Here is a 13,761-nt window from a genome sequence, read left to right as displayed (position 1 = left end):
TATGATGCAAAAAATAAGAATTGGAGATAAACTTGTTCAATACGGATATATAACAGAAGAACAACTACAAAAAGCCCTATCGTTGCAAAAAGAAACAGGAAAAAGAATAGGTGAAATACTTATAGAGCAAGGGTTAATAACAGCAGAATTATTAACAAATGTACTAACAGAAATATTAAAAGTAGACACAATAGACCTAACTCCATCAAATATAAGAACAGAAGCGGTAAAAAAAATACCTAAAAACATATGTAAAAGATACAAAGTATTCCCTTATAAAATAGATGAAAAAAAACTATATCTAGCAATGGAAGATCCACAAGACAGAGAAGCTATACAAGATGTAAGACGTATATCAGGTATGGATATAGTGCCTCATATAGCAACCATTTCAGAAATAAATCAAGCAATAGAAATATGGTATTCAAATACAGATATAGATAAAGCAATAAATGAATATGCAAAAAATGATGTACAAAGTATAATAAAAGAAGAGATAACAGGCGATGAAGATATAAATGCAGCTCCAATAGTTAGACTTGTTCACAGTATATTAGAAAGTGCAGTAAGAAAAAAAGCAAGTGATATTCATATCGAATATGATGGTGACTTAATGAGAGTTAGATTTAGAATAGATGGAATTCTCATGGAACATATGAAGACAAGTGCCAAGGCATACAAGGCTATAATAAGTAGAATAAAAATTATGGCTAATTTAAACATATCAGAACGTAGACTTCCTCAAGATGGAAGGATATATCTTACAGTAGATAATAAACCAATAGATTTTAGAGTATCAACGATGCCAACTAGTAAAGATGAAAAAGTTGTTATGAGAGTGCTAGATAAATCAAGTTTTATGATTGGTAAAGATAAACTAGGGCTTAGCAAAGAATCAATAGATATATATGACAAATTATTATTAAATCCATATGGATTAATATTAGTTGTAGGTCCAACAGGTAGTGGTAAAACAACAACGTTATACTCAATGCTAAATCAATTAAATGATGTAGAAAAAAATATTCTTACAATAGAGGATCCTGTAGAATATGAGTTACAAGGAATAAATCAATCTCAAATAAATTATAAAGCAGGACTTGATTTTACAAGTGCTTTAAGAGCATTTTTAAGACAGGACCCAGATATAATAATGGTCGGAGAGATAAGAGATCATGCAACTGCAGAAATAGCAATAAGAGCATCACTTACAGGACATTTAGTTTTAAGTACACTACATGCAAATACTGCAATCGGAGCAATAGCAAGACTTATAGATATGAATATAGATAGTTTCCTTATAACATCTTCATTAATTGGTGTTGTAGCACAAAGACTTGTAAGAAAAATATGTCCATTCTGTAAAGAAGAATATATAGCTAGTGTAGGAGAGAAAAAAGTATTAGGTTATGATTTAGATAAACATCTGACTTTATTTAAAGGAAGAGGATGTGATAAATGTAATAATACTGGGTATAAAGGTAGACTAGGTATATATGAAATCATACAAATAACAAAAGATATAAGAGATTTAATTGATAAAAATGCTAATGAAGAAGAAATATTAAATAAAGCAAATGAGCTTGGTATGAAAAGTATAAAGCAAGATGCAGCTTATAAAGTTTTAGATGGTCAAACTACAGTTGAAGAAATGTTAAGAGTAACATTTATTAGTGACTAAAAGGAATGATAGAAAATGAATAAATTTACTTATATAGCGATAATGTCAGATGGTTCAAAAACAAAGGGAATTATAGAAGCTAAAGATTTAAGTGAAGCAAGAGAGAAGTTAAAAGCTAAAAAATTAAGAGTTGTGGATATAAAACAAAAGACTTACTTAGGTTTATTTAAAAAAGATATTAAAAGAAAAAAACTAAAATCAGATGCAATAAGTCATTTTTGTAGACAGTTTGCCATAATAATATCTTCTGGAATAAATAGTTTAACAGGACTTGAAACGTTAGCAATGAGAACAGAAAATAAGGTACTCGCATTGGAGATAACCAGAATTGTCGATGTTATAAGAAAAGGTGGAACTATTGCTGATGCTATGTTAGAAAAAGATTCTAAATTCCCAAAGATTTTGGGTGCCATGGTAGAAACAGGAGAAGAAACAGGAACACTTGAAGAGGTTTTGAAAAGTATGGCTACTTTTTATGAAAGAGAACATAGAGTTAATCAAAAAATTAAGAATGCATTAACATATCCAGCAATAATAGCTATATTATCTATTGTAATGTTATTTATATTCACAAGTTTCGTAATTCCCCAAATGATAGATTCTATAATTGATGTTGGTGGAGAGTTACCATTTATGACAAAGATAATAATGGCATTTGGTAATTTTATGGGAAAATTTTGGTGGATAATTTTAATTTTAGTTGTAATCATGTCATATTTATTCCTTCAATACATAAAGACACCAATAGGAAGACATAACAAAGATTTAATAATAAATAAAATACCTCTTCTTGGAAAAGGAATAAATAGTATAGTATCAATGAGATTCTCAAGAACTTTATATTTATTTATTTCAACAGGATATCCAATGTTGAAAGGGCTTGATCATATAAAGGCAAGCTTAAATAATTCACTAGCTGAAAAAGCAGTTTCAGATGTAAAAGAAGGAGTTATAAGGGGGGAAACCTTAGCAGAAAATTTAGAAAGGCATAATTATTTTGACTCGGTATTAATACAAATGATAGCAATCGGAGAGCAAACAGGGCAACTTGAAATTATAAGTAAGCAAATGGCTGAATTTTATGAACAAGAATCAGAAATATATTTAACTAGACTTGTAGCGATGATAGAACCCACTATGATAATAATTGTTGGTATAATAGTTGCAATTTTAGTAATATCAGTATTTTTACCGATGTTAAACATATATGACTCATTATAATGGAGGACGAATGATGAAATTATATATATCATATTACGGAAATTATGTATCTATAGTTGAGGGAAAATATAATTATAAAAAAGATAAATACCTTATAAAAGATCTTCAATTTATATCTAGTGAAGATGTAGATATAGATTACGATGATAAATATAGTTTATTAAGAGAAGCTTTAAAATTAATACAATCTAAAACTAAGAATGTCGTGCTTTGTTTAAATACTAGGGATGTAATAATAAAGCAAAATAATATTCTTAAAGTAAGTCCTAAGGACTTAGATGGAATAATGAAAAACGAAATGTATGAAATGATGTCTTTAGATTATGAAAAATATACTTTTTCATATGAGGTAACAAAAGAGAATATAAAAGACAATTCTACTACATTAGATGTAATAATGGCTGCTATATTAAATGATGAACTAGATACAATTTTAAATATATTTAAAGAAAATAAGTTAAATTTAGAATGTATAGATACAATGTCTACATCTTATGATAGATTACTTAAAAATATTGTATATGAAGATATGATGATGCTTAATATAGGTAATTACGGAAGTTTAGTTAATATATATGCAAATGATAGTTTATTTATCCATGACAATATTCCAATTAAAATAAATGATAAAACTAATCATGATGTTTGTTTAGCATTAGTAGATGAAATAAGAGGACTAATAAATTTTTATTCTTCAAGAAACTTTGGGAAAAATGTTGATAATATAGTTCTAATAGGTGAGCAAAATCACAATAAAGAAGTTGTTAATACATTCCGAGAAGAATTCGATATAGAAGTTTTAGAAGGAATAGAGTATTTATTTGATATAGAAGAAGATATTAAAGGTGATTTACAAAATTATGAGATTAGCAAAATATGTGATGCATTAGGAAGCATGTTAATTAATAAATATAAAAAAGGCTATAATACTATGAATTTACTTCCATATAGTGTTATAGATAATCAAAGAAATAAAGATAGTCTAAAAAAGGGATTATCAATAGGTATTGTTTCTTTGATAATACTTTCATTACCTTATATTGCCCTATGCATATTAAATTCTAAGATTAATAGAACTATAGAATCAGAACAAATCAGTTTAGATAATATATCAGAACAATATAAAAAAATAGATGATATGGAAAAAAGAATTGAAGATTTAAAAGAACAAATTTCAATATATGATAGTTTGGAAAGTAAATCAATAACATGGGCAGAGGTATTAGATCTAATAGATAATAACATACCTTATACTGTTGATTTAACTAATATAGATGTACATTACAATGAAGGTTCATTAGCTAATAAAGAAGAAAATATATCAGAAGATAATAAAGAAAATGCTAATTCACAACAAGATAATGAAACGCCAATATATGATCAGATACCAAATACTATGGTAATAGAAGGTATATCTAATAATTCATATAATATAGGACAATTTGTATATAGTTTAACGCATCTTAGTTGCTTTGAATCGGTACAATTAAAAAGTAGTACAAAAGATGAAGAAAACGGTGGATATAATTTTAATATAGTTGCGGTATTGAAAGAAGGTGCAGTTTTAAGTGAATAGCAAAGAAAAAAAGAGCATATTACAAAAAGAATTAAATATAAAAGAGATATTTATAGTAATTTCAGTTTTTGTTATATTTTTTAGTTATGTATATGTATTTATATATCCAAAATACTCAGAGTTTATAGAATCTAGGTCTAATTTAGAATCCTTACAAAATCAGAGCGATAAATTAGAAGATGAAATAGCTCAAATATCAATTATAGAAAAAAATGTGGAGAGTTTAGAAAATGAACTAAAAGTAAAAAGTAAAATTTTATCATATGATATACAGGATGGAATGTTTTTAATAGGTCTTTCAAATCTTATGAGCGAAGTAGATGTTGATTTAATACAATATTCAGTTGAAGACATAAAACAATATGATAATTTTTACGCTTTACCAGCAACTATACAGGTTAGAGGCAGCTATAAAAATGTAAGAGAAATAATGCATTATCTTGAAAAACAAGAAAATATGACTCAAGTATTAGATTTTGATATAAAGACTTATGAAGAAGAGGAAGATATAAGTCAAAGTGAAAACATATCAAGTATTGTACCTAATAATACAGTATATTGGACAAATAGTGGAACTTTATATCACAAGCAAGATTGTCCAGTGTTACAGTTAGAATCAAGCCAAAGTGGCGAAGAAATACAATCAGGATCTGCATATCAGAGTGGTAAAAATACGCCTGATGAAAATTGTAAACCATATACAGTATTGACGGAGTTAAATAATAACACTACACCAAAAGCGAGTGGTATAGTTACAGCAACATTTAAATTTATAAGCTATTCATCTCAAAATCCATTGTTAGAATTTAACAATGATGATCCAACAACATGGAAGCCTGGAAAATATAATCCATTTAAAACTACGAGTAGATAATTGGAGGCTAATTAATGAAAAAGAGAGGTAATAGTGGATTCACTCTTATGGAGCTTATAATAGCTATAACTATATTTAGTATAGTTATAGCTATTGGATATAAGATTATTAGCGGAATAAGTATATATACTAATAATCAAAAAAATATAACGCTTAATATGTCTAGTGCAAATTTAATTAATCAATATTTAACTAAAGATATAGAACAAAGTAAATCAATTGGAGATAAAGAAACCATAAATAATATAAGTTACAAATATACGATATTTAAAGAAAACACAACTATAGATTATATAGTTGAAAACCATACTAAAAAAAATAAAGATACATATAATTTGACTCGAAAAGAGGGTTCAAGTGAAATATTAATTGTTGATGGTCAGCAAAGATATGATGATAATCCATTTTTAATAAATGAAACTAAAAATAAAGGTGTATATGAAGTTATAGTAAATTATAAAGAAAATAAAGTAAATAAAAAGTATTCATTTCATACATCTACTAGATTAACCTTAGATTTGGATAGTAATGATGACAATGGAAATATGGATAATGAGGTAAATACTCTAGATAGTAGTTCTGATACAGATATATCAAATATAAAAGAAAATTGATAGATTTAAAAATATGGAGAAATTTAAAATGAAAAACAGGAGTTCTAAAGGATTTACTTTAGCGGAAATATTAATATCACTAAGCATCTTGTCTATTTTAATACTAGTGTTTTTCGGTGTAATAAATACTAGTATTAAAAATAATAAAAAGAATGAAATAGATATTAATTCACTTAGTTTAGCACAGAGTGAAGTTGAAAATATAAGAATACAAATAAAAAATAATAATACTTCTAATTTAAAAGATTTAGAAAATAACGAATTTATAATTGGTGAAAATCATAATTATACATTTGATAATTGTGATATAGATGTTTTAGTAGAACAAAAGAGCGATTTATTGTATGAAGTAAATGTAACTGTGAAATATAAAAATCCTAAGGATAGCAGAAAGAAAGTGCAGATAATTACCCAAGTTGTTGTTGGGCGAAGCAATTCTACTTAAAATAGGGAGATTTTGTATGAAAAAAAATAATAATAGAGGTAATGCGCTTGTGCTTGTAATAGTAGTTTTAGCTTTAGTAATAATATTTACAGGCACAATATTTACGCAAATTAATAACCAAATAAAGAGTAATCAAAATTCATTAACTACTGTAGATGCAAAGTATGCAGCAGAGGCTGGTATAGAGAATACTATATCACAGATAATAGAACAAATAGAGTTTAAGGTTAATAATTATCCACAAAGTTCATCTAAATTGCTAAGTAGACTTACTAAATCAAAAAATGATGATTTTGCAATTGTAAAAAATGAATTAATTAATGCTTATGATAAATTACAGGGTATAAATAATAGTTATGGAGTATTAAATGATGTAATTATAAATTTATACGATATAATTTCAAATAATTATTCATCAGTACAACAACTTCAATCAGATATATATGATTTAAAGTATAAATTAATATGGGATACTTCTGAGGAGTGGGTTACGACTACAGAGAATGATAGTATTAGAAATGAAATAAAAGATACAGTTTATTTAGCACTAAGTGATATTAGTAATTCTTTGGTAAAAATATATAGCAGTGATGAAATACATAAAGACCATAAACCTTTATATATAGAAGGAATAAAAGACCAATGGTCTGATAGAATATCTACTGATAGTAATGATATATATAATAAGTTTATAAAAAATTATAATGACAGTAATCATAGTTATACTGTTGAATCGATACAACAGTATATATCAAATGAATTAAAGAATAGTATATATGATTTAGCAAATAGTATCACATCCCTTGAGCATAATTCTCAGCAAACTTTAGTGGATAAAGTAAATACTCTTGGTCATACTACTTCACAAAAATTATTAGACTATATAAATAATGGTGTTAGGTATGAAGGAAGTTCATATCCTGGAAATACATACAATTTTATTAAGTTTCAATATCTTTCATCGACTGCAAGTGAATGGGAAAATACAATAAATACTATGAAGAGTGGAATCTGTGATTCTATTGATATAGCGATACAAGAAAAAATATATAATGATCTTGAGAGTGAATTATATAAAATATATATTGAATACTTTTATAATTATAAATCGCTAAATACAACTACATATGAAAAATTGAAGAAAGTATGCTTAAATTTAGAAGCTATAAAAATAAACTTAATAGAACTAAAATGTAAACTTGGATATACTCCGGTAGATATAGATGGAGAAGTGACATTGCCAGATCCTCCAGGCACAATTAATCCACCAGATAATGGTGATGATATTCCGGGTATATATGTAGAATTACCAAGTTATACTTATCCATTTGAAGACAATTATGGATACTCTGTTGAAGCAATAGAAAGGACACCTATAGTACTATTATATTCAAATAATAAAGTACAAAGTGTAGATGATATATCAATAGAAATAATATCTAGCGGAACTAACAGAGGAAAGAAATATAAAATAAAATCTAAGGTAATATTTAAAACACAAAAAACAACAAATGGAGAATATAGAACAAACTATTCTATAAAAACACATGACAAAATATAAAGCAATGCAAAATAGGAGTACAAAATGAATATATTTGACTTACTAAAAATGGCTATAGAATTAGGAGCATCTGATATACATATAACAGTAGATAGTCAACCTATAGCTAGAGTAAAAGGAAAATTTTTAAAACTGACTGATAGAAAACTGACTAATTATGACACAATGGAAATGGTTCAAGAATTAGCTGGAGAAAAAAACTTTAAAAAGTTAGAATTAAATGGAGAATGTGACTTTTCTGTAGAGATAGATACTGGTGAAAGATTTAGGGTAAATGCATACAAGCAAAAAGGAAATTATGCTATAGCAATAAGAGCTATAACTGCGCAAGTACCAGATTTTGAAACTTTAGGGCTACCAGAAGTATTAAAAACATTTACGCAAAAGCATAAAGGACTTATATTAGTAACAGGACCAACAGGAAGTGGAAAAAGTACAACGCTTGCAAGTTTAATAGACATAATAAATAAAAATCAACAAAAACACATAATAACATTAGAAGACCCTATTGAATATGTTCATCACCATAAAAATAGTATAGTTAATCAAAGAGAAATAGGGCAAGATACAGAGAGTTTTAATTCTGCATTAAGATCAATACTTCGCCAAGATCCAGATGTAATACTTATAGGTGAGATGAGAGATCCAGAAACAATATCTATTGCATTAACAGCAGCAGAAACAGGCCATTTAGTTTTCTCAACTCTACATACAGTTGGGGCCGCTAAAACAATAGATAGAATAGTTGATATGTTTCCATCAGAACAGCAGCAACAAATAAGAACTCAATTATCAACGGTTTGTGAAGGTATAATCTCACAACAACTTATTTCTACTATAGATGGTAGAAAAAGAGTTGCAGCTTTTGAAGTGATGGTATCAAATACAGCTATAAGAAATCTAATAAGAGAAAATAAAACTTATCAAATACAAAATATAATCAGTACAGGTAGTAAGCAAGGGATGAAGTCTATGGATCAAGAATTAATTAATTTATATAGACAAGGCTTAATATCAAGAGATAGTGTATTAAGTAGATGTACAGATTATGAATATACATCTAAACTTATTGGTGAAAGATATTAAATTAGGAGATTATTATAATGGAAGCATATATTAATGTAATGATATTTATATTTGGTATAATATTTGGAAGTTTTTTTAATGTATGTATATTCAGGATACCAAATAATCAATCAATATCAAATCCACCATCGCATTGTTATAATTGCAATACAAAATTAAAACCAAAAGACCTAATACCAATATTAAGTTGGGTATTCTTAAAAGGAAAATGTAGTTATTGTGATAGTAAAATATCATTAAGATATCCATTAATTGAATTATTAACGGGAATATTATTTGTGTTAGTATATAAAGTATACGGCATGAATTTTATAATAATTAATTATTTAGTTTTAACCTCACTGCTTATAATAATAACTTTTATAGATATAGATCATTATATAATACCAGATAAGATAATAATATTTGGATCATTATTCGCAGTAATATTTAACCTAACAGGAAAAGGAATCTCTCTATTAGATAGTTTAGCAGGTGCTATAATATGCGGAGGAGGAATGCTTTTACTTATAAATTTAATAGAATTAATAGTTAAAAAAGAAGTAATGGGTGGAGGAGACATTAAACTATTCTTTATGATTGGATTATTTCTTGGTGTTAAATTAGGACTTTTAACTATACTATTAAGTATATATGTAGGAGCTATATATGGAGTAATTATAATAATATATAGTAATTTAAAAAATATAGATTATAATTCTATGATTCCGTATGGACCATTTATATCAGTAGGGGCATTTATAGCAGTTATATGTGGAACGGATATTATAAATTGGTATATGAATTTAATGATTTAAATTATAAAAATAGTACGAAATTAAAGTTAGCTATATTTTTATTAAAATATGATATATAAAATTTACGAACTAATAGATATTAAATTTAATAAATAACTCTATCTTAGTATGGTTTTACCAACAAGGATAGAGTTTTTTCATTTTATCATAAAAAATCCTAACTTTAATTGAAATAATTGTAAATGATAAAAATTATCATTTACAATTATTTGATATTTGTTATAATACATAATAGAGTTAGGAGTGATAACATGGAATTAATAGATATAATCATAAATGCGGCACAAGAATCTTTTTTACATGTAGGAGTATTACTAGGAGTAGTAATACTAATATTTGGATATATAGATTATAAAACAAGTGGAAACATGGTAAATATTTTAGAAAATAATAAAAGAATACAGCCAATTATAGGAGCGATACTTGGAATAATACCAGGATGTGGAGGTAGTATTATACTAATCCCACTATACGTAAAAAATAAAGTAAGCTTTGGAGCTTTAGTGGCAACACTAGTATCTAGTATGGGTGATGCAGCCTTTATACTAATTTCTACAGATATCAAATCATATCTAGGAGTTAGTTTAATAAGTTTTGTAACAGCTATAATTTGTGGATATATAGTGGATATGTTACATTTAGATAAAAAATTAAAACTTAGAAAAAGCAAACTCTATAATTGTAACTGTAGTAATCCTCAAAAAACAGATTTTGAAAAAGGATTAAGGATAGATTTAAATGCGAAGAAACATATAGGTCATGAAGAAAATGACGAAGTAGATCATGCACTTCATCATAATGAAAAAAGAAAAATAAGTAAATTAGGTTATAAATTTACTCATTCAATAGGATATAAAATATATTATTTACTTATAGCAATAGGATTTGTGATTATGATAACTTCTCATAGTGGAGGACTTGGACACTCACATGTGCATTCGCATACACACACATATTCATATGAACAGGCTCATGAAGAGCACACTAATGAAGAAGAACATATTGATGAAGACGGACATACTCATGAACATGAAGAAAGCTTAGTATTATCAATTGAAAGTATAATAGCATTACTAGGACTAGCTTTATCTATAATTTATACAGTGCTATCTAAAAAGTATATAAAAAATACTACACATGAGGAAGTTGAAAGTAAGATATTATCATTTAAAGAGATGATAATACATTCAGCAAGTGAAACAGCTTTTGTTATAACATGGATATTTATAGGATATTTAGTATATGATTTAGGGGTAATGGTTCTTGGTGGAGAAGAAGTATTACATTCTATATTACTAGTGAATGGTATGATATCTGTAGTAATAGGTGCAGTTCTAGGTATTGTACCTGGATGTGGAATACAAATTATATTTATATCTCTATATTCAAAGGGAATTATACCATTTGCAGCTCTAGTTGCAAATTCAATATCTCAAGATGGAGATGCACTATTCCCACTTATAGCAATGGATAAAAAATCAGCTTTATGGGCTACAATTTTAACTACTATTCCAGCCATACTGATAGGTTTTGTAGTGTATGTGGTAATGAATTAGATATATTTTAGAAATAAAAATTGAGTCAATATATATAATTAAAATGCTAGAACAATAGATTCTAGCATTTTTTATATTTAATGAAGATTATAATCATAAAAATTCTTATACTCCAATAAATTGCACATTTATATAAGCATTCTAATAATATACAATAATGAGTTTAATTATTAGAATAAAAATTGATCTTAATATTGGAGGAATTATGAGGAAAAGAATAGTAAATAATCGTGTATTAGATTATTCTAAATTTAATACAGACATGACTGGATTTGTAAATGATAATAAAATCCAAAGTCCAACTAATTATCTAATGGTAACATCACTTAGAGATAAGCTAACTTATATATATAGAAAAGAAAATAATCAGTGGTCATTAATTCATAAGTGGAGTTGCACAGTAGGCAAACCTTCAACACCAACTATAAAAGGTGTATTTAATGTAGGGTCAAAATACGAATCTATAACATCAGAAGGAAGTACTGTATTTGTAAAATATGCCACTAATATTACAGGAGAATATTATTACCACTCCATATTATATAGGTTATCAGATGGAGAAGTATATGATGATAGACTTGGGGTAGCAATAAGCCATGGCTGTATAAGATTAGCTACAGAAAATGCAGCATGGATATACTACAATGTACCTACAGGCACAACAATAATTATTAATTAACATAAAAATCTCTAAAATATATAGTTTAAATAATGCTGTACGACAATCTTAAATGTAATTATATTTAAATACTTATATGAAGGTTAAATCTTTTTATACATTGAAAAACAACTAGATGCATGATATTATTTAAATAATTAAATAATAAAATACTTTTGTTTTGCTACCGGGTAAAACAAATTAAAGTGCTCAAACACATTCCATTAGGTCTTAGAAGGGATGTTGTCTGAGCTTTTTTTATAGGAGGTTTTATGTGAATAAACATTATGTACTAAAAAATTTCTTTAAATATGTGAGCCTTAATGTTATAGGAATGATAGGACTATCTTGTTATATCCTTGCAGATACTTTTTTTGTTTCCAATGCTCTTGGATCAAATGGACTAGCTGCATTGAACTTTTCTATTCCAATTTATTGCATTATTAATGGTTTAGGTTTGATGATTGGTATTGGAGGAGCAACAAAATATAGTATTTTAAAGTCACAAAATGAAGATGAAAAGGCTAACTCAATTTTTTCCAACACTGTTATTGTAGGAATAGTTATAGGAATTATTATGTCTATTGTGGGTATATTTTTATCTACAACAATAGCAAAGCTACTTGGAGCAGAGGGTGCTACATTAACAATGTCAAGTACTTACTTGACAACAATACTTTGTTTTTCACCATTTTTTATACTAAACAATATAATGCTTGCATTTATACGAAATGATGGAAATCCAAGATTATCTATGGTAGCAATGCTTATAGGAAGTTTTTCAAATATTGTTCTTGACTATATATTTATTTTTCCGTTTTCAATGGGAATGTTTGGGGCAGCCTTTGCTACAGGACTTGCACCAATTATAAGTCTTTGTATTTTATCTTCACATTTTATAAAACAAAAAAATAACTTTAAACTTATAAAATGCAAGATAAATATAAAAATCATAATAAATATTTTAGGACTTGGCTTGTCAGCATTTATTACGGAAATTTCATCAGGGATTGTTCTTATTATATTTAATCTTGTAATATTGGATATTACAGGAGTTGTAGGAGTAGCTGCATATGGAATAGTTGCAAATGTAGCACTTGTAGTAGTTTCAATATTTACAGGAATTTCACAGGGAATACAGCCACTAATAAGCGAGGGATATGGAAAAAATGATAGTATATTGATGAAGCAAGTATTAAAATATGCTATTACATTATCTTTATGTATTGCAACTATTATATACATATTGACTTTCCTTTTATCATATAATATTATTGCTATTTTTAACAGCGAAAATAATGTGGAGTTAATTCCTATTGCTATAAATGGATTACGAATATACTTTACCGGATTCTTCTTTGCTGGGCCTAATATTATTATAGCAGCCTTTTTAAGTGCGACAACAAGAATGAAAAGTGCCTTTGTTGTTTCTATAATGCGTGGATGCATAGCTATTATACCTATTTTACTTCTTCTAACAGCCTTTTTAGGAATGAATGGTGTATGGCTATCATTTACATTTGCCGAGATTATAACAACAATAACTGCAACAATATTTTTAAGCAAATTAAAACCAAAAGTTCAAAATAATGGGGAAATAATGAATTATTAAAATAAAAAACCAAAAGTCTGCTACTTTGTCTTAAGGCCATCTTAAGTAAAGTTAGCAGACTTTGTTATTAAAAATTTAAG

The 13,761-nt window shown here is 26.9% G+C and carries 12 protein-coding genes; all 12 read left to right on the top strand.

All coding sequences use genetic code 11. The annotated features are described in order from the left end of the window. The first annotated feature begins 1 nt into the window (after nucleotide 1). The 12 genes from HF520_RS11930 to HF520_RS11875 all read left to right on the top strand — a co-directional run bounded on the left by HF520_RS11930 (nucleotide 2) and on the right by HF520_RS11875 (nucleotide 13,681). On the top strand, nucleotides 2–1,681 hold the full coding sequence (locus HF520_RS11930) for a GspE/PulE family protein (protein WP_207711001.1): 1,680 nt from the start codon (nucleotides 2–4) through the stop codon (nucleotides 1,679–1,681). 15 nt (nucleotides 1,682–1,696) lie between these two features. Further along, the gene (locus tag HF520_RS11925) at nucleotides 1,697–2,902 is read left to right on the top strand and encodes a type II secretion system F family protein (protein ID WP_168574237.1); all 1,206 of its coding nucleotides are present in this window, start codon (nucleotides 1,697–1,699) and stop codon (nucleotides 2,900–2,902) included. A 13-nt stretch (nucleotides 2,903–2,915) separates the two neighbouring features. Then, entirely contained in the window at nucleotides 2,916–4,478 is a 1,563-nt protein-coding gene (locus HF520_RS11920; protein ID WP_168574236.1) for a hypothetical protein, read from the top strand. Further along, nucleotides 4,471–5,352 (top strand): type 4a pilus biogenesis protein PilO, encoded by an 882-nt coding sequence (pilO, locus tag HF520_RS11915; protein ID WP_168574235.1) that lies wholly within the window; start codon nucleotides 4,471–4,473, stop codon nucleotides 5,350–5,352. The genes HF520_RS11920 and pilO overlap by 8 nt, the downstream gene beginning before the upstream one ends. A 14-nt stretch (nucleotides 5,353–5,366) precedes the next feature. Then, the gene (locus HF520_RS11910) at nucleotides 5,367–5,966 is read left to right on the top strand and encodes a PulJ/GspJ family protein (RefSeq protein WP_168574234.1); all 600 of its coding nucleotides are present in this window, start codon (nucleotides 5,367–5,369) and stop codon (nucleotides 5,964–5,966) included. Nucleotides 5,967–5,994: 28 nt separating this feature from the next. After that, nucleotides 5,995–6,411, top strand: coding sequence for a prepilin-type N-terminal cleavage/methylation domain-containing protein (locus HF520_RS11905; RefSeq protein ID WP_168574233.1), 417 nt, complete (start codon nucleotides 5,995–5,997; stop codon nucleotides 6,409–6,411). Nucleotides 6,412–6,427: 16 nt separating this feature from the next. Continuing rightward, nucleotides 6,428–7,972 carry a hypothetical protein gene (locus tag HF520_RS11900; RefSeq protein WP_168574232.1) on the top strand — a complete coding sequence of 515 codons (1,545 nt, stop codon included), beginning with the start codon at nucleotides 6,428–6,430 and terminating at the stop codon, nucleotides 7,970–7,972. Nucleotides 7,973–7,996: 24 nt separating this feature from the next. Further along, complete coding sequence (locus HF520_RS11895; RefSeq protein ID WP_168574231.1) at nucleotides 7,997–9,058, top strand: type IV pilus twitching motility protein PilT; 1,062 nt, start codon at nucleotides 7,997–7,999, stop codon at nucleotides 9,056–9,058. Nucleotides 9,059–9,075: 17 nt separating this feature from the next. Beyond that, nucleotides 9,076–9,855, top strand: a complete 780-nt coding sequence (locus tag HF520_RS11890) for a prepilin peptidase (protein WP_168574230.1) — start codon at nucleotides 9,076–9,078, stop codon at nucleotides 9,853–9,855. A 251-nt stretch (nucleotides 9,856–10,106) separates the two neighbouring features. Beyond that, nucleotides 10,107–11,411, top strand: a complete 1,305-nt coding sequence (locus tag HF520_RS11885) for a putative manganese transporter (protein ID WP_243155151.1) — start codon at nucleotides 10,107–10,109, stop codon at nucleotides 11,409–11,411. Between the two features lie 205 nt (nucleotides 11,412–11,616). Next, nucleotides 11,617–12,090, top strand: a complete 474-nt coding sequence (locus HF520_RS11880) for a L,D-transpeptidase (protein WP_168574229.1) — start codon at nucleotides 11,617–11,619, stop codon at nucleotides 12,088–12,090. A gap of 253 nt (nucleotides 12,091–12,343) precedes the next feature. After that, nucleotides 12,344–13,681, top strand: a complete 1,338-nt coding sequence (locus HF520_RS11875; RefSeq protein WP_243155150.1) for an MATE family efflux transporter — start codon at nucleotides 12,344–12,346, stop codon at nucleotides 13,679–13,681. Nucleotides 13,682–13,761 lie beyond the last annotated feature (80 nt).

The sequence above is a fragment of the Romboutsia sp. CE17 genome, from assembly GCF_012317385.1.
Taxonomy (GTDB): Bacteria; Bacillota; Clostridia; order Peptostreptococcales; family Peptostreptococcaceae; genus Romboutsia_E.
This window is presented reverse-complemented; position numbering and strand designations above follow the sequence as displayed.

Coding starts and splice junctions, on each gene's coding strand:
- HF520_RS11920 (WP_168574236.1), top strand. CDS start 2,916: ATGAAATTATATATATCATATTACGGAAATTATGTATCTATAGTTGAG.
- HF520_RS11895 (WP_168574231.1), top strand. CDS start 7,997: ATGAATATATTTGACTTACTAAAAATGGCTATAGAATTAGGAGCATCT.
- HF520_RS11900 (WP_168574232.1), top strand. CDS start 6,428: ATGAAAAAAAATAATAATAGAGGTAATGCGCTTGTGCTTGTAATAGTA.
- HF520_RS11910 (WP_168574234.1), top strand. CDS start 5,367: ATGAAAAAGAGAGGTAATAGTGGATTCACTCTTATGGAGCTTATAATA.
- HF520_RS11880 (WP_168574229.1), top strand. CDS start 11,617: ATGAGGAAAAGAATAGTAAATAATCGTGTATTAGATTATTCTAAATTT.
- HF520_RS11885 (WP_243155151.1), top strand. CDS start 10,107: ATGGAATTAATAGATATAATCATAAATGCGGCACAAGAATCTTTTTTA.
- HF520_RS11930 (WP_207711001.1), top strand. CDS start 2: ATGATGCAAAAAATAAGAATTGGAGATAAACTTGTTCAATACGGATAT.
- HF520_RS11925 (WP_168574237.1), top strand. CDS start 1,697: ATGAATAAATTTACTTATATAGCGATAATGTCAGATGGTTCAAAAACA.
- HF520_RS11905 (WP_168574233.1), top strand. CDS start 5,995: ATGAAAAACAGGAGTTCTAAAGGATTTACTTTAGCGGAAATATTAATA.
- HF520_RS11890 (WP_168574230.1), top strand. CDS start 9,076: ATGGAAGCATATATTAATGTAATGATATTTATATTTGGTATAATATTT.